18 protein-coding genes are annotated in these 21,944 nt (G+C 47.2%); all 18 read right to left on the bottom strand.

Features of this window, described 5'->3' with window-relative positions:
• A complete protein-coding gene (locus tag ACTU3N_RS13565) occupies window positions 1-972 on the bottom strand; it encodes a glycosyltransferase (RefSeq protein ID WP_443086663.1) in 972 nt (323 codons plus the stop codon).
• Window positions 962-2,221 (bottom strand): O45 family O-antigen flippase, encoded by a 1,260-nt coding sequence (locus tag ACTU3N_RS13560; RefSeq protein WP_443086662.1) that lies wholly within the window; start codon window positions 2,219-2,221, stop codon window positions 962-964. The genes ACTU3N_RS13565 and ACTU3N_RS13560 overlap by 11 nt, the downstream gene beginning before the upstream one ends.
• On the bottom strand, window positions 2,214-3,032 hold the full coding sequence (locus ACTU3N_RS13555; protein ID WP_443086661.1) for an NAD-dependent epimerase/dehydratase family protein: 819 nt from the start codon (window positions 3,030-3,032) through the stop codon (window positions 2,214-2,216). Before ACTU3N_RS13555 ends, ACTU3N_RS13560 begins: the two co-directional genes overlap by 8 nt.
• The gene (gene rfbC / locus ACTU3N_RS13550) at window positions 3,029-3,568 is read right to left on the bottom strand and encodes a dTDP-4-dehydrorhamnose 3,5-epimerase (RefSeq protein WP_443086660.1); all 540 of its coding nucleotides are present in this window, start codon (window positions 3,566-3,568) and stop codon (window positions 3,029-3,031) included. The genes ACTU3N_RS13555 and rfbC overlap by 4 nt, the downstream gene beginning before the upstream one ends.
• Before the next feature lie 65 nt (window positions 3,569-3,633).
• Window positions 3,634-5,559 (bottom strand): polysaccharide biosynthesis protein, encoded by a 1,926-nt coding sequence (locus tag ACTU3N_RS13545; RefSeq protein ID WP_443086659.1) that lies wholly within the window; start codon window positions 5,557-5,559, stop codon window positions 3,634-3,636.
• A 217-nt stretch (window positions 5,560-5,776) separates the two neighbouring features.
• Window positions 5,777-6,673: a hypothetical protein gene (locus ACTU3N_RS13540; protein ID WP_443086658.1), complete on the bottom strand. Its 897-nt coding sequence runs from the start codon at window positions 6,671-6,673 to the stop codon at window positions 5,777-5,779.
• Between the two features lie 146 nt (window positions 6,674-6,819).
• Window positions 6,820-7,764, bottom strand: a complete 945-nt coding sequence (locus ACTU3N_RS13535; protein ID WP_443086657.1) for an NAD-dependent epimerase/dehydratase family protein — start codon at window positions 7,762-7,764, stop codon at window positions 6,820-6,822.
• A gap of 78 nt (window positions 7,765-7,842) precedes the next feature.
• The gene (gene rfbB, locus ACTU3N_RS13530; RefSeq protein WP_443086656.1) at window positions 7,843-8,925 is read right to left on the bottom strand and encodes a dTDP-glucose 4,6-dehydratase; all 1,083 of its coding nucleotides are present in this window, start codon (window positions 8,923-8,925) and stop codon (window positions 7,843-7,845) included.
• Window positions 8,926-9,320: 395 nt separating this feature from the next.
• The gene (galF, locus tag ACTU3N_RS13525; protein WP_443086655.1) at window positions 9,321-10,214 is read right to left on the bottom strand and encodes a GalU regulator GalF; all 894 of its coding nucleotides are present in this window, start codon (window positions 10,212-10,214) and stop codon (window positions 9,321-9,323) included.
• A 180-nt stretch (window positions 10,215-10,394) separates the two neighbouring features.
• Window positions 10,395-11,807 carry a colanic acid biosynthesis protein WcaM gene (gene wcaM, locus ACTU3N_RS13520; protein WP_443086654.1) on the bottom strand — a complete coding sequence of 471 codons (1,413 nt, stop codon included), beginning with the start codon at window positions 11,805-11,807 and terminating at the stop codon, window positions 10,395-10,397.
• 10 nt (window positions 11,808-11,817) lie between these two features.
• Window positions 11,818-13,038: a colanic acid biosynthesis glycosyltransferase WcaL gene (gene wcaL / locus ACTU3N_RS13515; RefSeq protein ID WP_443086653.1), complete on the bottom strand. Its 1,221-nt coding sequence runs from the start codon at window positions 13,036-13,038 to the stop codon at window positions 11,818-11,820.
• Window positions 13,035-14,315 (bottom strand): colanic acid biosynthesis pyruvyl transferase WcaK, encoded by a 1,281-nt coding sequence (gene wcaK / locus ACTU3N_RS13510; protein WP_443086652.1) that lies wholly within the window; start codon window positions 14,313-14,315, stop codon window positions 13,035-13,037. Before wcaK ends, wcaL begins: the two co-directional genes overlap by 4 nt.
• 31 nt (window positions 14,316-14,346) lie before the next feature.
• On the bottom strand, window positions 14,347-15,825 hold the full coding sequence (gene wzxC / locus ACTU3N_RS13505; RefSeq protein WP_443086651.1) for a colanic acid undecaprenyl disphosphate flippase WzxC: 1,479 nt from the start codon (window positions 15,823-15,825) through the stop codon (window positions 14,347-14,349).
• Window positions 15,826-15,834: 9 nt separating this feature from the next.
• Window positions 15,835-17,229 carry an undecaprenyl-phosphate glucose phosphotransferase gene (gene wcaJ / locus ACTU3N_RS13500; RefSeq protein WP_443086650.1) on the bottom strand — a complete coding sequence of 465 codons (1,395 nt, stop codon included), beginning with the start codon at window positions 17,227-17,229 and terminating at the stop codon, window positions 15,835-15,837.
• Window positions 17,230-17,286: 57 nt separating this feature from the next.
• Complete coding sequence (gene cpsG, locus ACTU3N_RS13495; protein WP_443086649.1) at window positions 17,287-18,657, bottom strand: colanic acid biosynthesis phosphomannomutase CpsG; 1,371 nt, start codon at window positions 18,655-18,657, stop codon at window positions 17,287-17,289.
• 76 nt (window positions 18,658-18,733) lie between these two features.
• The gene (gene cpsB, locus ACTU3N_RS13490) at window positions 18,734-20,170 is read right to left on the bottom strand and encodes a mannose-1-phosphate guanyltransferase (protein WP_443086648.1); all 1,437 of its coding nucleotides are present in this window, start codon (window positions 20,168-20,170) and stop codon (window positions 18,734-18,736) included.
• A complete protein-coding gene (gene wcaI, locus ACTU3N_RS13485) occupies window positions 20,167-21,474 on the bottom strand; it encodes a colanic acid biosynthesis fucosyltransferase WcaI (protein WP_443086647.1) in 1,308 nt (435 codons plus the stop codon). The genes cpsB and wcaI overlap by 4 nt, the downstream gene beginning before the upstream one ends.
• Window positions 21,471-21,944: a GDP-mannose mannosyl hydrolase gene (locus ACTU3N_RS13480; RefSeq protein WP_443086646.1), complete on the bottom strand. Its 474-nt coding sequence runs from the start codon at window positions 21,942-21,944 to the stop codon at window positions 21,471-21,473. Before ACTU3N_RS13480 ends, wcaI begins: the two co-directional genes overlap by 4 nt.

The following is a 21,944-nucleotide window of genomic DNA, read 5'->3' as shown; positions in this document are numbered from 1 at the left end:
TTATTTTCCCCTAATCCTAATGCGTCCCCCTTCTATATACGAAAGCGCTAAAATTGCTTTGTAAAAGAAATCCGGAATGCAAATTTTACTTTTGTCCATGCGTTCACAGAATTTAAGCATTATACGTTTAAAGCTAACTACAGGAAAGTAATGTATGCCTGAAACGATTAATTTATGGGCAACTCTCTTATCCGCCAGCAATAACTCAAATGATGAAAATAAGCAATCACCAATACATTCAGGATGTTTTTTAATCAACAAGGGAAAAGAACATGATGCATAAGTGACCATACGTTCCGAAGCCCGGCGGATAGTCGGAATATCACTATCTTCAGCAAGTACAGTTGGTAAAAAATAAAAAGGGTAACCTGCCTTAGAGATGCGAATACCCAATTCTTCATCTTCGCACCCATAATGTCGAAAATCTTCGTCAAAAGCACCAATCTCTTCCAGAATATCTCTAGTAATAAGAATACCATCACTCGCAAAATATCGTGTACTAATACGCTCCTCCTGAACCCCTCTAGCCCCCAGATACCGACTGTCAAAATATCTAATATAATTACTTTCAGTAACCCTTTGAGGTGATATCCGTATATTTATACGAGCACAAACAAAATCCTTACCTCGAAAAAAAGACATTGCATTCTTGATGGCATTTTTTTCCAGAATATTATCAACATCAAGAAACATAATTACGCGAGCTGTAGCTAGTAAGTAGCCAATATTTCTTGAAAAGGCTCTTCCAGAGTTTTGCGAATTTCTGTGAAAGATCAAATTGGTTGAACCTGCAAATTTATGCATATAACTTTCCACAACATTTGCAAGTGAAACGGGGCTGCAATCATCAATAAGGATAACTTCAACATTCTGGTCTGGATAATCATTTTCTAACAAACCATCCAAGAATCGAGCCACTTTTTCAGGCGCACAGTATGCTGGGACTACAATTGAAATTTTTTCATCGTGCATTTTTTATACATCTCACAGAGAATAAAATATTAACACCATAAATAATAAACAGACTCCAGAATATATTTCTGACGCCATAAAAATGATAAATAACTGGTATAAATATTAATACATACAGAAATGAGCATAACCACTTTAAAATCAGTTTTTTAAGTTGCTTAGTTCGTATCAAAACCATACTTAAGACCTGATCTATTGCCAGGACGGGTGTCAACCAGATAAACAATGACAGATAGCCACTGGAATGCAGTAATTTACTCCCATAAAAAACATTGATAATCAAGTCAGCAAACAAAGTCGAAGCCAACGCACCAATACTTGTGACAACTAAAGTAGCAAATATGCAGAATTTTAGATTTTCTTTTATTTCCCTGATATTACTATATTTAAAAATAAATATAGGCGCTATTGCCTGCACGAATAAAATACAAATAGCATACCAATTATCTACCAGCTGTAATGCCGCTGTATAATTAGAATACATCTCACCTGTAATTTTCCCCTCGAGAAATACCCGGTCAAACTTCATTGTTAACTGCTGCATGCATAAACAGAACCATACAGCCAAGCCTAATTTTAGTAACTCGAATATACTGGAATCAACTTTAACTAATTTCCAATTCGTAGCTTTTTTAAAAAAATAAAAGATAAAACAACATGGCAGCAAGGATTCTATAACCCACGCAATCCATAAATAGTCAATAGGCAAGTGTATCTTTACACCAATATACACGACCAGTAACTTTAAGAGAGAAGCAAGGATTAGAATTTGACATGGTAGTTTTAAACGAGCAAGACTCTGATACCATGTTAAACCAACAATCATGACCTCACGAAACGCAACAGAGACTGCCAAGCCTATAATAAATACCCTGTTAAGACCATTTGCAGTTACTATCGCCCATATAATCATAGCGAAGGCCACAAAAATACCCGCACCCAACCTCAAAAAGATCACATTACTGATTATTTTATCAATTCTATCTGGATAATCTAGTAGCTTAGGTATAACGACCTCAGAACCGCAAATCCACGTACCTGTCATGAAAATAGCGAAAATTACAAGCGCATATTGCCAACTACTAAAATCACCAAAGCTATAGTTATTAATTAAGAGTTTGTTTATGATAACAATGACTAAAAGCTGGGTTAACCGCTCTAATCCCAGAAAGAAAAAATTGAAGAACGTTTTTTTCTTATTTTCATCGTTCAGCAGCTTAGTGATAATTGAAAGTACCGAGCTAACCATTAGACAAAATCTTTTTAAAATTATTTATCATAGTTTCGATATCAGTTAAAATATGCGCATATTCATAATTGAACTCATTAACCGTTCTACTAATATTCGTAACAGGAAAATATTCGCCTTTATAACCTTCATGCCAAGTAACGGTACAATGAGTTTTTTCCTTAATAATATCAGCAATTTCAGCGGCAGTTGTGTTAGTACCTGAGGCAATATTGTATACATTATGCTGGTTATTTTTACTTATTAGATAGACTAATTTTGCGACATCAGATACCGCGACATAATCTTTAGCATAATTCGGGGTTACAAACATATCGATATGACCATTAGTGATTGCATTACGTATTATACTTGGTAGAAAAAGATTACTTTTTAAAGCTAGTCCATAAACGTTAGAAGGCCGAACAACGATCGTTTCGCGGCCACTCCGCAGGCATAATTCCTCACTAACTAATTTTGTCAGATTGAATAATCTACGGTTGTCGTTCGTGCAAATTTTTAGATCATTGTTTTCTGAAGAGCCTTCCTGCTCCATGTATAGCCGCGTTGAAGATATATAAATTAATTTATTGAAGATGGCCTTTTCTAATAATTGTGCAAGCAGTGTTGTATTGGACTCCAGAACTGCGAATGGTTCCTTTCCACAGTCTCCATTACCCGCGGCATAAATAACTATTCCTAAGTCTTCTTTAAAAAGCATTTCATCGCCGCGGGCAGGTATAACAACCTCTTCCCCGGCCCCCCTTAGCTGCGACACAATTTCACTACCGATAAAACCTTTACCACCAATTACTGTATAATGTGTACTCATAATGTATTCCGGTATTGTGCCAATGAGATCAATTTCATGTCTTTCTCAGATAATAGTGGTGCAGTTATAGGCCATTCAATACCAATATCAGGATCGTTCCAAATAATCCCTGTTTCATCGCTCGGATCATAGAATTCTGTACATTTATAATGAAAATCCGCAAAATCACTAAGCACACAAAAACCATGAGCAAAGCCAGGGGGTATATAAATTTGATTGTTTTTTTCTGCAGAAAGCACTATCCCCATATGTTGCCCAAAGGTAGTTGAATCAGGACGCAAATCGACCGCCACATCATATACAACACCGGTTATTACGCTAACCAATTTGCCTTGCGGTTTAGTTCGCTGAAAATGTAAGCCTCGTAAAACATTTCGGGAAGAGCGAGAACGATTATCCTGTACAAAGTCTTCTTTTATACCGGCCTGTTGATATTTCTGTTTATGCCATGTTTCCAGAAAAAAACCTCTTGAATCACCAAATACTTTGGGCTCGATAATAACACAACCATCAAGTGGCGTTTTTATAACGTTCATTATAACTTCCTAGATTTTATAATAGACACTTCAATCAAACTTTAGAATGGAATTATTATCTCATTCTAAATAGTTAACTGATTGGCTGTACTATTTTTTGCCTCATGAATTTCTATTTCAGACCACAGTAAGTCACATATGTCATCAACTGGTGTGAATGACGTTGGCGCATTTAATAAAATTTCACGAATTTTTTTGTAGTCATAAGAATCACTGGCACTTTTCAAATTATCAAGAATTTTTGACATATCGTCCCAGGGCACCATGATTTCGTTTGCAGTTTTTATTCTGGGATGTATTGTTGTTGTGACGTTATGCCCTATTAATAACTCTTCATAGAGTTTTTCACCGGGTCTTAATCCAGTGGTAAATATAGCAATGTCCCCGTAAGGGTTCGATTCGTCACGCACTGAAAGCCCATTTAATGCAACCATCCTATGCGCAAGATCTATTATCTTAACAGGCTCTCCCATATCCAGTACAAAAACATCGCCCCCATTTCCCATAGCTCCCGCTTGTATAACTAACTGTGCAGCTTCAGGGATGGTCATAAAATATCTGGTTATTTCCGGATGCGTTAATGTAATGGGACCACCTGCTGCTATTTGTTTTTCAAAAAGAGGGACAACCGAACCTGATGAACCCAATACATTGCCAAAACGCACCATACTAAAACATGTTTTAGACGTTTGAGAGGCTAAAGCTTGCAGAATAAGCTCAGCCATTCTTTTTGTTGCGCCCATTGTATTTGTCGGACGAACAGCCTTATCCGTTGAAATAAGAACGAAGCTCTCAACATCACATGATAGAGCTGCTTGGGCACATGCCAAAGTGCCAAATATATTATTACGAACACCAGCAACAACATTGAACTCGACCAAGGGCACATGCTTATACGCCGCTGCATGATAAATAGTTTGGACATTGAATTTCTTGATTACTTTTTCAAGATGATTTTTATCTTGAACATTTCCTAAAATTGGAGTTATTTCGACAGAGTAATTTTTTTTGGCATTTAACTGCCTTAGTTCTGCTTCAATTGTATATAATGAAAATTCAGACAATTCGAAAAGAATTAATTGTGTGGGCTTATTTTGCAAAATCTGCCTACATAATTCCGAGCCTATAGAACCGCCAGCTCCGGTCACCATAACTATTTTTCCGCTAATATTCCGTGTAATCAAGTCGGGGATTGGTAAAACCGGGTCGCGGCCCAAGAGATCAGTTATTAAAACTTTGCGAAGAGAATCAATTCTTGCCTTACCCTCAACCAAGTCAACCATACCCGGTATAGAGAGAACTTCACAGGGCAGACGTTCTAATTTTTTAATTACTTCATTTTTCTTTACGCGATCAATACTCGGCATAGCGAGTAATATTTTTTTTACTTCATACTTCTCAATTAACCATGGCAGTTTTTCCGGAGAGAAAACTGTAACACCATGTATCACTTGTCCATGCAGACGATAATTATCATCTACGAATGCCACAGGAAAGTATTCATCCATTTGGCTTAATGCCGGTAGTAGTTGTCGTCCTGATGCACCTGCGCCATATATTATTACACGTGTACCCACTCTAAATTTCCGCGTGACCAACATTCTCAAAAACAATCGAGAACCGGCGATTAGCAATACCCCAAAAGAAAAATAAATAAAAGGTATTGTTCTGGGTAAATATAAATTTGTATAAAACGCTGCAATGATTAAAAATACAGACGACACAGCCATTCCTGACGCTACAGCGACTAATATCTTAGCAGTGATATAGCGAATTACTGCGCGATATAATCCTAGTTTTATAAATAACATCAGAGTAATGCATATGATCGACCCAATAAGAAACCAATGGGGTACACTTTTCAGCGGAGTCATTGAATCAATGCGTACCCAGAATGAAAACCAAAAAGCAGCCATTAATAATATTATATCAACAGCTAAAGCAATCGACCTTTTTACTGGTCTCGGTAAAGAGATTAAGTAAGTCAACATAGAGATAACAAATAGCCTCTTTGAATCTTATTATTCGACCTTAAAAATTATACTCCAAAGGGAGATACAGGCTCCCTATGGACCGTACAATCACCAGATAACCGAAATCAAGTAAACATGTCCGCATAGTCCCTCTCTATTAAATAACAAATCCCTTCTGAAGGAAAAAATGCCCAGATTCATTTTATTCGCTGCGTATAAATCGAACGTGTTTTTTTCACTTTTGGCCAATAGTATCTTTATCTTTTATTCCCGCGCCACATTTAAGTGAAATGAGAATGAGCGGTGTCCATGCAATAACAATGCCGATGATGCCATCGATTATTCCTGATGCGATTAAAAGAGCAATAGGTAGAAGCCATACTACATTTATCATTGTTACTGCTATCGTTACTGGCTTATGGTCATTGTACTTTCTCGCCAGTATTTGATAACAATGGCTTGCGTGAGCTTCGTAAAATTTTTTACCTTTTAATACCCTGCAGATTAAAGTGACCGTCGCGTCCACGATGAATACACCTAGAATACAAATTTCGGCAAAGAAGAATTGGCTATTAAGGTTTGCTATATGTAAGACAAACAAGCCTATGAAAATACCTAAGAAACCACTCCCTGCATCCCCCATAAATATTCTTGCTTTTGGAAAGTTCCATAACATGAATCCAAATACAGCACCACCTAGCAATATACTTAGAATAAACTCATCTGTAGAAAAGAAATTCGGAATATTCAAGTACAATATTAATGCAGATGAAATTGCAAACGTTATAGCTTCCGCACTGGCCAATCCGTTGATGCCATCCATGAAATTATATAAGTTAAGCATCCATACAAGATATATTAACCCAATAATCATTCCGATAGTATTAAGGGAGACATCGTGCTGAAATATGTTTATTAATGGGAAATGATTTAAAAATGCCAAGCCGATCGCCGCAGCAGCAAAATGTGCTAATAACCGCCATCTAGCAGCAATGTGTCCATGATCGTCGAGAAATCCTGTTATTGCAACGATTAGTCCTGCACAAAAGAAACTCAACACCGTAAACAGAGAAAGGATATGACTTAAAAAAAGTGCAATCATGATAATTAAAATAGTTGCAACAATCGCCACTCCACCACCTCGCGGAGTCGGTATTGCATGAGAGCTGCGATGGTTGGGTAAATCTATAACATTGTGTTTTATTGCATATAGTCTGAGATAGCACGTTAGAGAAAAAGAACTTACCGACGCGAGACAAAATATCACTAATTCAAACATTAACGGTTACCCTTATTATAATACTCAGCGGTTTTGCGCATCGTTTCATTGAGTGTCACCGTTGGTGTCCAGCCGAGTTGTTCACAAGCTTTGCTGGCATTGACCTCTAAATCACCAAATAGTTGCTCATAGATAGAGCCTTTCCCAATCACTGATAAACATAATTTCATTATACTTTTGGGGAAGGTGATTAACATTGGTGACTTACCCATACCCGAGGAAAATACCTGAATTATCTCTTCAGTAGAAGGATTTCCCTTATCCGCTAAAAGATACAATTGATCTTTCGCTTTGGCATTATTAATACACTCAATGATGAAACTAACTACATTATCTAAGGAAACCATCGCTCGTTTATTTTGAACTCCTTTAAAAGGTAATGGTATGTTCTTAGATACTAGATTCAATAATCTCTGAATATTTCCAGGTGCATTTATTCCACAAATTAACGCGGGGCGAATAATGGTGATAGACATGTTGCCACCAATGAAATATTGCATAAGCTTTTCTTCAGCTTCATATTTCGAAATAGCATATTCAGAAACAGGATTTGGGGCAGAATTCTCAGTGAAAGGAACACCATTAGTTAAATTTCCATTAACGCCAATTGAACTAACAAAAATAAAATGCTTAACATTACATTCCGCTGCATCTTGTGCCAGCTTGAGCGTTGCATCACGATTGACTCCCCTAAACTCTGCTAGTTTATCAGCTACAGTGTCCTTTAAAATATGAGCACGACCCGCAGTGTGTATAACAATATCGCAGCCTTGCAGAATATGCTTCCAGTCTGTCTCTGAAGATATATCACCTAAATTAAAAATACCCTCATCGACGTTTTCACACTGCCGTGTTGAAATAATAACCTCATGGTCCATTGTTTTAAGTTCTCTAACCAGATTACTGCCAAGAAAGCCCGTGCCTCCAGTAACTAAAATTTTCACACCATTTCCCTCTTTTTGGTTAGATTTTGGTTAGAGCATTACTTAGTAGTTTGAAGATGATAATTTCTCACTTCGCTGTTAGCGTTCCTGATAATTTTGTTCAATCCAGCTTTTATATGCGCCGCTTTTTACATTTTCCACCCAGCGCTGGTTATCTAAATACCATTGCACTGTTTTGTGAATCCCCGATTCAAAAGTTTCCTGCGGTTTCCATCCTAATTCGCGGCTAATTTTTTCAGCGTCTATGGCATAGCGGCGGTCATGACCTGGACGGTCGGTCACATAGATTATCTGCTCCCGGTAAGAGTTTGCTTTCGGCATAATTTCATCTAACAAATCGCAGATTGTATGAACCACATCGATATTTTTCTTTTCATTATGACCACCGATGTTATAGGTTTCCCCCACTACACCTTTTGTTACTACGGTATAAAGCGCTCGCGCATGGTCTTCAACATATAACCAGTCACGAATCTGATCGCCTTTACCATAGATGGGCAATGGTTTACCATCGAGAGCATTTAAAATAACCAGTGGTATTAACTTTTCAGGGAAATGATATGGCCCATAGTTATTAGAGCAATTCGTTACAATAGTTGGTAAGCCGTAAGTGCGCAACCACGCGCGCACTAAATGATCGCTGGAGGCTTTCGATGCAGAGTAAGGGCTGCTTGGCGAATAAGGCGTTTTCTCAGTGAATAGTGGCAGAGCCTTCTCGTCAGACACTTCATCAGGATGGGGCAAATCACCGTAGACTTCATCCGTAGAAATATGGTGGAAGCGGAACGCAGCTTTACGCGCTTCATCCAGTTCAGCCCAATATTTACGTGCCGCTTCCAGCAACACATAGGTCCCGACAATATTTGTTTCTATAAAATCAGCAGGGCCGGTGATGGAACGGTCAACGTGGCTTTCAGCCGCCAGATGCATAACCGCATCTGGTTGATGTTGCGCGAATATGCGCGCCATTTTTGCCGCATCACAAATATCTGCATGCTCAAAAGAATAACGAGCATCGCCAGAAATCTCGCTCAATGATTCCAGATTACCGGCATAGGTTAATTTATCAACATTGACCACAGAATCCTGGGTGTTATTAATGATATGACGAACTACAGCAGAACCAATAAAGCCTGCACCACCAGTGACCAGAATTTTCACGTGACTTTTCCGCTTTTAACGTATGAAATTTTAACTAATTAGAGGCGAAGAGAAAGATGATGCCATCAATTAAAGACACGCTACCGCCCCAGGCTTTCAGCTACCAGTAGACTGCAAGACACCACCAGCAATTTTGAACGCAATACACCCAGAAAGGGCTTGATTTAGCCCTGTCCAGGCACGTTTTGCTAAAGGGCTATTCTCCACGTAAACGTACCTGGAAACAAGGGATAATCTTATTGTCGAAACGACAATAAGCATTTGGCGTCTCAATTTTACTACTTGATTTTCAAGCAAAATAAAAGGGACAGTAAGAATTAGCTTACGCGTCGCAACGCTTATAGCCACTCTTTACTGCCCCTGGAATAATTTCAGCAAAAAACTATTAAAATGCTTTATTGCGCGAGCATTTTCTGAATGCTCTGGCGGAATTTTTGCCCTTCTTTGAGGTTACGCAGTCCGTAGTTTACGAATGCCTGCATATAACCCATTTTCTTTCCGCAATCATAGCTCTCGCCGGTCATTAACATAGCATCGACGGATTGTTTATTCGCCAGTTGCGCAATAGCGTCAGTTAATTGAATACGTCCCCAGGCACCGGGTTCTGTTTTTTCCAGCTCGGCCCAGATATCCGCAGAAAGCACATAACGCCCAACAGCCATCAAATCGGAATCCAGCGTCTGCGGTTGATCGGGTTTTTCAATAAACTGTACGATACGGCTTACTTTACCTTCATTATCCAGCGGTTCTTTGGTCTGGATCACAGAGTATTCGGAGAGGTCACCTTTCATACGTTTTGCCAGCACCTGGCTGCGACCGGTCTCGTTAAAACGCGCTAACATTGCCGCTAAATTATAGCGCAGAGGATCGGCAGTTGCCGTGTCCAGAATAATATCCGGCAGAACAACAACAAACGGGTTATCACCAACGATTGGGCGCGCGCAAAGAATCGAATGCCCCAACCCCAAAGGTTGTGCCTGGCGCACGTTCATGATGGTTACGCCCGGCGGGCAAATAGATTGTACTTCCGCCAGAAGCTGGCGCTTAACACGCTGTTCCAGCAATGATTCGAGCTCATAGGAGGTGTCGAAGTGGTTCTCGACCGCATTTTTCGACGCGTGCGTTACCAGAACGATTTCTTTGATCCCTGCAGCAACAACTTCATCGACAATATACTGAATCATCGGCTTGTCGACGATAGGTAGCATCTCTTTAGGAATCGCCTTAGTGGCTGGAAGCATACGCATTCCAAGACCCGCTACCGGAATAACTGCTTTCAAATTAACCATTATTTCTTCCACCTATAAATAATTGGATGAATTATAAACCTTTAACTTATTTTCGCCAGTGCGTTTGCAATGAGAGTCAGTGAAAGATATTACGCCGAACGTCACAACATGACTGTAGATGTAATCCTAAGCCCAGCACCAAATCACCAGGATTTATCGTAAAAGCCGCAACAAAGCGGCTTACAAGCGTTTTTCAGGCAAAGTGAAGTTCAAATTATCAACATGCACCACATGCTGATCGACCCGGTCGATATCCACCGAACTCTGCCCTTTTTCATTTACCGCATGGATATTAGCCAGCGACAATAACGTATCCTGTTTCGCCATAAAGCGGCCACGCACGTCTTTACGTAAGTCAAACTTAATTTTCAAAGCCGGTCCCGTGGCAGCTTCCTGCATCACGTTGATATTACGCAAGAAAAGATGCTGCGGTTTGTTATGGAACTCAAGCGTAGCGCGCTGCATTTTCAGGTTAGTGATGGCCACAAACGAGGTGGCGTTACCGGACGAGATCTGGATGCCGCGCAGCTTGTATTTACTGTCGCTATTGTCCATGCGTATATCGTTGAGCTTGAAATTTTGCGGTATGGATAAATAATTGCCTTTGATAACCCCATAGCCAATCAGCATGCCTGCGCTGTTTTCCATCGTAACATCGTCAATTACGAAATTATCACAGCCGTAAATGGCTACCGTGGCATTATCGATTCCCGCTTTTTTACTGAAATCCGGGGTGATATTTTTTGCTTTAACATTGCGAATTACAAAGTGCTTACCGTTCTCCACATGTACCAGTTGGCGACAGTTGCTGCCGGTAATATTCGCAACGACAAAGTTTTTGACGGCTTGATCTTCCGGGTAATCGTTATCGTAGGTGCTTCCCGCCAGCCCGATACCGATGCCCCAGTTTATTTTGCCATTGGTGCAATCAATATTATCGATAACATGGTCAGAAATAAGGATGTTACGGTCATTGATCGCCACGTTCCATTCGATAGCATCCCCCTGCAAGTGGCTAAAGTGGCAATGGGTGATACGCGCACCGTCGAGCTGGTTATGAAACCCCTGGCGCAGGATAGCGTAGTTCGCTTTGGTCACGGTGAGCTTATCAATCAGCAGGTTGCGCATCACGCGCTTCTCCTTACCACCGATATAGATTTGCGTAACCGGACCGTAACCGCTCATGGTGAGGCCCTGAATGGTGCAGTCGGAACCGCGCACATCAAGCGTGATATTATAAAGGCTACCGCCCTCTTCACCGATAACCCGGCTGCCGTTTTGCAACACCAGCCGCCCGCGACCGCTACCTTTAAGCGCACCGCGAACCAGCAACGTTTTCCCTTCAGGAATAAAAATCCCGGTATTGATATTTTCACAAACCAACCCGGCGGGAACAACAACCGTTTCGCCGTCCGTGAAAGCTTCTTTAAGCGCCGCAGGCCAGTCGTTGCGGTTGTAATTTGTCAGGTCAACGGTTTCGTTGCGCCCCAGCGCGCGTGCAGCAGAGGTATGCAGCAGGGGTAGCGCCGCCAGCGCAGAGCCAGCGGCGAGGAAAGAACGTCGGGTCAGCGCTGTGATTTTCTTTGCGGTCATAACACCTCTGTCAAAGGGTTTGCAACAGGCTTGCCAGTTGTTGATTGATAATTTGCTGATTGAAGTCGCTCTCGACTTTTTCCCGCGCGCGGGTGACAATAGGCGCAAGATCGTTCTTTTCCATTACGCCAAACGATGCCAGGCGCTGAGCCAGCGCTTCGGCGTCATTTTCCGGCACCAGCCAGCCAGAATGCCCGGCATCGATAAGCTCCGGAATGCCGCTATGTACCGTCGATACCACCGGGATGCCCACCGCCATCGCTTCCATCAGCGCAACCGGGATCCCTTCCATATCACCGTCGGCACCGGTTATCGAAGGCAGCAGAAACACATCCGCTTCATCCAGCATCGCTTTCACTTCATGACTTGGCTTAAAGCCAGGCATTTCAATCACATCTTCAAGCTGAAACTGCTCAATAAGCGTACGCAAGCGCCGCTCCCACGGGCCAATGCCGAGGATGCGGTATTTAAAATCGACGCCGCCCTGTTTTAACAAACGGCACGCTTCAATGGCGACATGCAGCCCTTTTTTCTCCGTCAGACGTGCCACCGAAATAATTTGCAGCGGCGAACCGGGCGCTTTTACCGGACGCAGGCTAAAACGCGCCATATCCACGCCCATGCGCGAGACGGCAATTTTCTGCTCCGGGCAGCCCATGTTTTTCAGCCTGCCCGCCCATAAATCGCTTATCGGCAGCATCAAATCGCCACGCTGAAACAACTGTTGATACTCTGGCGTATAGTGATTGAGCACTTCACGGTGCGACACATCAATCCCGTGAAAGACTGTCGCGATTTTCCCTTTCAGCACGCCCAGCTCGCGCAGCTTGGCAGCCGTAACGCCTGCCGGGCCAAAATGCGCGATAAACACGTCGGCATGAAACGCTTGCGGCGCCAGGCCACAAATTGCCGGCAGGATCAGGTTGCGCGCTTCGTCACCGTAGCGCGATGTATTCAGCGCCTTCCAGGTAGAAGCTTTCCACATACCGCGCGCCATCGCCTGCGCACGGTAGCTCAGTTTCCCCATCCGTCCCTGCGGTTCGGCCAGCAGCCAGTGCGTTTTTTCTGCCAGTTTGTACTCGGTATAGGCCGCGTGGGTGTTATTCATATCGCCCTTATGCAGGGCAACAATTTCCACCTCAAAACCCATATTGATAAACGCAACAATCTGGTTGAGCACAAAGGTTTCGGACGATAAGGGGAATTTCAGCAAAAAGAAGCCGACTTTCATTTCTCCCCCCGCACGCGATCCAGTACGGATTTCACCATAGTCATTCCTTGCTCACGCTCCGCTGCCACAGCAATGGCCAGGCGTTGGTTAATCGCAGGAAGCTGGCCCAATGTGTCAGCTGCCATCGCGGCGAGCGAACCATCCAGCAGATGGCGAATATCGACCGCCATTTCCGGCATGCCCAGCTGTTGCATGATGCCTGCGGATTTGTGTTCATAATTGATGGCAATCGCTGGCGTGCCAAAATTCATTGAAATGATGGCAGAGTGCAGACGTGTACCGACGGTTAAATCACAGGCGGCGAGGATTTTCCCCATCTCTAAATCATTCAGCTCATCCATAACGACGTGATAGCGTGAAGGATCGCTGACGTACTGGCGCAGATTGAGCGCGACCATCCGGTCATCTTTGTTATAGCTGTCGATACCGGTACAGGTAGAGAGCGCAATCACTTGATAACCCGCGTCTATGATTCGATCAACCACACCGGCGAACGCTTGCTCATACGCCTGCTGCGTGGTGTTAAGACGCTTATCAAACGGTGCCAGTTCACGCAGCGTAATCGCCACGGTCTTCTCTTTTTCCGCCAGCGTCAGCCAGTGCTGCACCGCGTAACTGGGAACAAAATCCGCCTGATGATGATCAACCAGCCAGGCGGTATCGACGCCTTTTTCCACTTTATCCGTGGTGATGTTGCTCTGTTTCATTAAATTCAGGCTGACGCTTTCACGCAGGATCAGCGCATTACAGTGACCGAAGACATAATTGGCCAGCTGATTAAATTGCTCGTTCTGGAAGGGGCCAACGCTGTGGCCAATCATATAGATCGGTTTTTTCGCCATAAACGTACAGAGCGCGTGCTCAAATTGCGGCACACCGTACAAGTCAACGAAAAACGAACCGCCGACCTGGATAATGGCGTCGTAGCCGGAAAGCAGGCGGACAAAATCGGTAAACCCTTGTGCGATAGCGATATTACGCAGCTTACCTGAGTCGGTTACGCGTGAGAGCAGCACCTGGTGCTGATAGCGGCGGCGTAACACTTTTTTTACCCGCCCCATCAGTCCGGCCGCGTTATTGTGCGCTTTCATCTGCTGGTAGAGCGGATCGCCCATCACCGGGCGATTTAATAACCACGACGAGCTCACCGGAAAGCGGCTCATCACATCAACTTCTGCGTCAGGCTCCATCAGGGCAATGGCATCGAGCAACCCGCGCAAGATTGCGCTGTCGCCACGGTTGCCGCAAGTGTGATTGCCAAGGATCAATAATTTCATAGCGACCTCTTAAAGGGGTTCAATAACGTGCTTATCCTGCGCGAAGCAGTGTTTTAAGTTTTTCGTTGCGGCAAAACTGACGCTTCATTTCCACCACCAGCGCATTGCGCGAGATGATCAACATCAGCGCAAAGGCGACGACACCCGCAGCAACCTGCACGGCCAGCATCGCGGCAAGCGACAGCTGCCCGTCCAGCGCCAGGCCAAGACCGTAGCTGACCACAAGCGTCGGCATCGACAGGTAGAACGGCAGCCACAGGCTGAGGATGTACTGACGATAGCTGGAGCCAAGCACCGGTTTTATCATCACAAAGTAGCTCAGGACGGTGTTGATGATTTGCACTAACAGGAAGCCCAGCGTAACGCCCAGCGCACCGCCCATATGCCCACCGATGATGATGGCGGGAATGAAGAGAAATGTTTTGAATACATTGAATTTAAAGCTGATATCCACGCGCGCTTTCGCCATCAACAGCGAGCCGATAGGGTTCCCTACCGCGCGCAGCAGTCCCACGATGCACAACAGTTGCAGCACAGGAATAATGCTGTTCCATTTTTCACCAAAGACCAGCGGCACGAAATTGTTCGCCACCACCATCAGACCGAGCAGAATAGGAAAGTTAATAATCCCTACCACCGAGAGCAGTTTGTAGAAGTTAACGCGCAGCTTTTCTGTGTCGTCCTGAATTTTGGCAAAGGCCGGGAACAGCACACGCGTGATGATAGGGTTCAGCTTCATCGGCGGCACCACCGCCACGTTATAAGCCAGGTTGTATCCCCCGGCGACGCTCGCGCCAAGAATACGCGCCAGCACCAGCGTTGAGAGGTTAGTATTGACATAGTTGATGATACTGTCTGCCGTCAGCCATGCGCCAAAACGCAGGTTAGAGCTGACCGAGGCCAGTGAAAAATGCAGGCCAGGGCGATAGATTTTGCGCCCGAAGTAGCCAAACAAGAGCGTGCGCACGGCGCTGTTGACCAGGTAACCTAAAATCGCGGTCATCGCCAGCGGCCAGAAGAAGGCGCTGATAACGGTAAAGCTAAAGCCCGCCATCACCGACAGGGTTTCAATCGCGCCGATTTTGTTGAACTCCAGCTCCTTTTGCATCAACGCACGAAACTGCTGGCCGTGCGGGATAACAACAAAGGCCAGCGACAGCGTTTTAATCAGCGGCGCCAGGTCCGGGTTATTCAGCACATCGGCGATAAAATCGCTCAGCGCAAACACCGCCACGCAGACCACAATCCCTAAGCCGACATTGAGCCAGTAGAGCGTGGTCAGCTCGAGATGGCTTATTTCTTTGCGCTGGATAATGGAGTTCGCAATGCCAAAGTCCGACAGCGTATCCGCCAGCGCGATAATCACCAGCGAAACGGTCAGCAGACCAAACTGGTGGTTATCGATAATGCGCGCCAGCACCGTCATCTGCACCAGCCCCAGACCAATAATGGTCAGCGTGGCCATTGCTGACCACTTCGCGCCGCTGATGGTTTTCTCTCTCAGGCTCATGACCGTTCCTTAATACGCCGCTTTGTTCACAAAGCCTTTAAAGATGGTCAGAAAAACGATTTTGATATCGAACCACAGACTCCACTCGCGGATGTACTCCAGGTCGAATTCGATACGTTTTTCCATTTTCTCCAGCGTGTCTGTCTCGCCGCGCCAGCCGTTGATCTGCGCCCAGCCAGTGATGCCAGGCTTCACTTTGTGACGCAGCATGTAGCCTTCTATCAGTGAACGGTACTGTTCGTTGTGCGCAACGGCATGCGGGCGCGGGCCGACAATCGACATTTCGCCTAATAGCACGTTGAAAAATTGCGGCAGCTCATCAAGCGAGGTACGGCGCAGAAAGCTCCCGACTTTGGTGACACGCGGATCGTTTTGCGTGGCCTGGGTGACGACTTTGTCGTTTTCCATCACTTTCATCGAGCGGAATTTCCACACCTTGATCGGCTTACCGTCCATGCCATAACGCGTCTGGCGGAAAAGGATTGGCCCTGGCGAGCTCATTTTGACCGCCACGGAAATCGCCAGCAGTACCGGGGAAATCAGCAGCAAAATCAGCGATGCGAGCACAATATCTTCAAGACGCTTGAGGATGCGGTTAATGCCGGAGAGCGGCGTGTCATACAGCGGCACGACCGGGACACCATTAACTTCATCAATGCGTGAATGCAGAATATTAAAGGTAAACACGTCAGGAATAAGGATCACCGAACAGGTGGTATCGGCGAGCTGGTGCACCAGTTTTTTAATGCAGCCACCGTCGCTCATCGACATTGCAATATAGACGTTGTGGATTTTGCCCGCCTTAGCATCCTCAACTAACTGTTCAAGATTGCCTGCCCAGTCGGTTGTGACGCCACCGGGTTGCGGATCGTGATAAACCCCCACCACATCAAACCCAAGCCAGGGTTCTTTACGAAAGCCTTCCAGCAGTTCCTGGCCCATCGGCATATCGCCCGCTACCGCCACACGGCGCGTGTTATAGCCCAGGTTACGCAGCCAGCCCGCACCAAAGCGAATGACCGCACGGCTTAACATCAGCCCCATACTGGTCAGCAAATACCAGGAGACATAGATATTAAAGGTGTTATCAAAATCGTTACTGAATGCCAGCAAACCGGCGCTGAAAACCAGACTGAGCGTCCAGTTTTGTAGCAGCAGAGTGAGTTCTGTCATCATGCGAACGCCCCGCCACGAGCGATAGAAATCCGTCATTCCACCAATCATCTGGAAAACAACCAGCGTAATGAGTGCCATGAGCAGATGCATGTAGAAAAAGGGCAACGCATTCAATTTGCACACCAGCCACAGTCCGGCAAACATGATGGTGATGTCTGAAAATCGCTGCACGATAGAGATTAACGATGCATTCGTTTTGGCCCGGTCGCGCTTTTTTAGATTCGTCATCGTTGTACCTGCCTGTCTATTCACTCTCCCCCACCGGAGGAGAGGAATGCTTCATAGTTACTGATTCAACAGCGCCAGAATTTCCTGCGTTCGCGCTTCCATCAATGCCACGTCATGACGCGACTCCACGTTCAGGCGCACCACCGGCTCGGTGTTGGATGAGCGCAGATTAAAGCGCCAGTCGGCAAAAGCGATGCTGATGCCGTCGGTGCGATCAATTTCCAGCGCGCCGGGGGTGAAGTGCTGCTCAACGCGCGCAATCGCGGTTGCAGGGTCGGCGAGTTTGCTGTTGATCTCGCCGCTTGCCGGAAACGCCGCCATACGATCGCGCACCAGCTCGGAGAGGGTTTTACCTTTCAGGCACAACAGCTCAGTGACCAACAGCCACGGGATCATGCCGCTGTCGCAGTAGGCGAAGTCGCGGAAGTAGTGGTGTGCGCTCATCTCACCGCCGTAGATGGCGTCTTCGCTGCGCATACGCTCCTTAATAAAGGCATGGCCCGTTTTCGACATCACCGGCGTGCCGCCCGCGCGGGTCACCACGTCAACCGTGTTCCAGGACAGGCGCGGGTCGTGAATAATCTTCGCGCCAGGGTGTTTTTCGAGGAAGGCTTCCGCCAGCAAACCTACGATGTAGTAGCCTTCGATAAACTGCCCTTCCCCGTCGAACAGGAAGCAGCGGTCGAAGTCGCCGTCAAAAGCAATCCCCATATCGGCGTTATGTTCAATCACCGCGTTGCGGGTATCCGCGCGGCATTCCGGCAGCAGCGGGTTAGGGATACCGTTCGGGAAGGTGCCGTCTGGCTGGTTGTGCACCTTAATAAAGGTCACCGGCACATTTAGCGCTTTAAAACGTGCTTCGATGGCGTCCACCACTGGCCCTGCCGCGCCGTTACCGGAGTTGATAACCAGTTTCAGCGGTTTCAGGTTTGCCGTGTCGATATAACCCAACAGATGGTCGATATAGGCATCGCGCAAATTGATTTGCTCATAAGTGCCGCGTTTTTCCGCGTTAACCGGTGGGAAATCGTTGGCTTCGGCCAGACGCTGAACATCGCGCAGGCCAGTGTCGCCGCTGATAGGGCGCGCGCCCTTGCGCACCAGTTTCATGCCGTTGTAGTCCATCGGGTTATGGCTGGCGGTCACTTCAATACCGCCATCCACACCCAGGTGGAACGTAGCAAAATAGACCTCTTCGGTGCCCGTCAGCCCGATATCCAGAACGTTCACGCCTGCGTCCTGCAACCCCTTTGCCAGCGCCAGTTTCAGCGCTTCGCTGGTCTGGCGCACATCGCCGCCCAGCACAATGGTCTGCGGTTTCAGGTACTCGCCGTAAGCACGGCCAATACGCCAGGCAATGTCTTCATTGAGTTCTTCGCCCAGCTTTCCCCGGATATCGTAAGCTTTAAAACAGGTTAATTTTTCCATTATTACCTCTTTATCAGGCAACAGTCAGCCTTGACCTTATGGGTCTTGTTATTTGTTAATGCTCGGCAAACGCGTGCTACACACGTCCATAGCGATCTTTAAAACGGATAATGTCGTCTTCTTCGAGGTAAGAGCCGGAGCGCACCTCAATCAAGTCGAGCGGAATTTTCCCCGGGTTTTCCAGGCAATGTCGCGCGCCCAGCGGGATATAGATTGATTCGTTCTCGCCCAGCAGTTTGACGTCACTGTCGATAGTGACCTTCGCGGTGCCCGCCACCACCACCCAGTGCTCAGCACGGTGGTGATGCATCTGCTCGGAAAGCCCTTCGCCAGGCTTCACGGTAATGCGTTTTACCTGATAGCGATCGCCTGCATCAATGGAGTCATATTTGCCCCACGGGCGGTAAACTTCGCGGTGAATATGGTGTTCGTGGCGGCCCTCTTTTTTGATTTGCTCGACCACTTTTTTCACATCCTGCACCTGATTACGGTCGGCAATCAGCACGGCATCTTTTGTCTGGACGACCACCAGATCTTTTACGCCGACGGTCGTCACCAGCCCTGACTCCGCATAAACGAAGCTGTTTTCGGTGTTATGGGTGATGACGTCGCCGTGATGGACGTTTCCCTCCGGCGTGTGCTGGCTGATTTCCCACAGCGAGGACCAGGAGCCGACATCGCTCCAGCCTGCATCCATCGGCACTACCACGGCATCCGCCGTGCGTTCCATGACGGCGTAGTCGATGGACTCTTCCGGGCAGGCGAGGAAGGCTTCTTCATCAACACGGATAAAGTCCATATCCGGGTCGGTGGCTTCCATTGCTTGTTCACACGCGCTCAGAATGTCCGGGCGATATTTACGCAACTCGTCGAGGTAACGACCGGCGCTAAACAGAAACATCCCGCTGTTCCAGTAATATTCTCCGCTCGCCACATAACCCTGCGCCGTTTCCAGGTTCGGTTTTTCAACAAACTGGGCGACTTCAAACGCCACGGCGTCAGTGGTGCCGGGGCTGACTTCGCCACGACGAATATAGCCATAACCCGTTTCCGGTAGGTCCGGCACGATGCCGAACGTCACCAGCTTGCCGCTCTCGGCATAGGGCATCGCGTTACGAACTGACGTGCGAAACGCCTCTTCGTTTTGAATCACGTGGTCGGCGGCCAGCACCAGCATCAGCGGGTCGCTGTCCGGGTTGTGGCGTTTTACCGCCAGCGCCGCCAGCGCGATAGCCGGTGCCGTGTTACGGCCTGCCGGTTCAAGAATAATGTTTTCAGTCAGCTTGTTTAGCTGGCGAAGCTGCTCGGCAACGATAAAGCGATGCTGTTCATTACAAATAACCACCGGGCTTTCACATTCCACCCCATCCAGGCGGCAAACGGTGGTTTGCAGCATGGTGAGATCGCCTTTCAGGCAGAGAAATTGTTTAGGGTAAAGCACGCGGGACAGTGGCCACAGACGGCTGCCAGAGCCTCCGGCCATCACTACCGGATACAATTGTGTTTGACTCATGATTTATCCCCATTGCCGTCGAAATTCAGGCGGCCTTCGTGCTGCGCGCTCTCGCGTGCGGGCGCAGGCTTCGCGGAACTCTCCGGGCTGATATCAGCAATAAATTGGCGTAACACGTTCTCTTTTTCGAGCGTGCGTTCGGCATATTCACGTGCCACCGTGTTGTTTTTGGGCAGCGCTAACGCGCGTTCAATGCCCGTGGTCAGCGCATCAACCGATTCCGGTTCCACGCAGACCGCAATTCCTGGCTCGGTCAGGCATAACTGACCCAGCTCCGTGCTCTCTTCTGCGGTAATCACCGCGTTGCCGCCGACGGCCAGAATGTTGGTCAGCTTAGAAGGCAGCACCGCATCCGCCGCGCCGCGCTTCTGGATAACCAGATGGCAATCGCCCATACGCAAAAGCGCGGGCAGTGCGTCATAAGGCTGCAACGGGAAGAATTTCACATTGGCAAGGCCGCGCTCGCTGACCATTTTTTCCAGCCGCGCTTTGCCCCCGCCCTGGCCGACAATCACAAACAGCCACGGGTGGTTTTGCAGGCGCTCTGCGGCGGCGATAACATTTTCCAGCCCCTGTTTTTCACCGATGTTGCCGGAATAAAGAATGATTTTTTTGTCATCCGGCAGGCCTAAGTCACGACGCAACTGCGCGACGCGTTGTGCGTCAACATCGCGAAAACGCGCCACTTCAGACCAGTTCGGGAAAAAGATAATCTTGTCTGCCGCCACCCCTTTCTCGCACGCTTTGTTCATCATCGAGCGGGAAATGGTGGAAACGTTGTCGACATGAAGCAGATTGCTGCGCTCAAACGCCGTCGCCAGGCGCGCCACGCGGCTGTTTTTGCCGTTGCCCGCCATGCCGAGACCGAGCATGGCATCCACTTCATAATCCTGAATATGCAAAAGCGTGCGCGCGCCGCTCAGTTTTGCCAGCAGGCGCATGCCCGGCGTGCAAAACAGCGTCGGCACCACGCCGATAATGCGATCCGGCTTCCAGCGGCGTTGCGCCATCAGCGGGAAGAAGCTGCTCAGGGCAAAGCTGCCCAGATGCAGTAACCGTTTTAGCGTTGAGGGCCGGGAAGGCACATACAGCGGGCAGCGCCAGATGGTGGCGTTGCCCTGCTCTTTGCGCCAGCGCCAGGCGCTGTAGTGCTCGCCGACTTTCCACTCGGGATAGTACGGCGGCGCGGTGATGACCCGCACCTCATGGCCCTGGCGGGCCATCCACTCGACCATTTCGCCCGTATACTTCCCGATCCCGGTCAGTTCCGGCGAATAGTTGATGCCATAGACCAGGATTTTCATAAGCCTGGTACTCCTTGCGCATCGAGAAAGTAGGCGCGGCTGTTGTCATGCACCAGCGGGTCGGCAATCAGCGACTCCGGGGTTCCCCAGCGGTAATCGTTGTGCTGATCCGTCGGTAGCGCGAGGGTTCCCTCATCCACACGCAGGCGAAAGCCCAGCACAATGTAGTGCGTGGTGAAATCCGGGCCGGAGAAATTGTCGTCATAGAAGTGCTGCCAGACGCCGTAAAACTCGCCCGCCGACATCGGCAGGCGCAGTCCCAGTTCAGCCTGAGTCAGGCGCTCAAACGCGACGGACAGCGGCTCATCCTTTTGCACGCGTCCGCCCGGCACGAACCAATATCCCTGGGCCGGGCGGTTAGTACGTTTACCGAGTAAAAACTCGCCGCGTGAATTTTCCACGATAAGATCGATAGAAATCAGCGGAGTGGAACGCACAACCGTGGCAAAATCTTCTTGACTTAAAAACAT

The organism is Vagococcus sp. WN89Y, assembly GCF_052220145.1.
GTDB lineage: Bacteria > Pseudomonadota > Gammaproteobacteria > Enterobacterales > Enterobacteriaceae > Kosakonia.
This window is presented reverse-complemented; position numbering and strand designations above follow the sequence as displayed.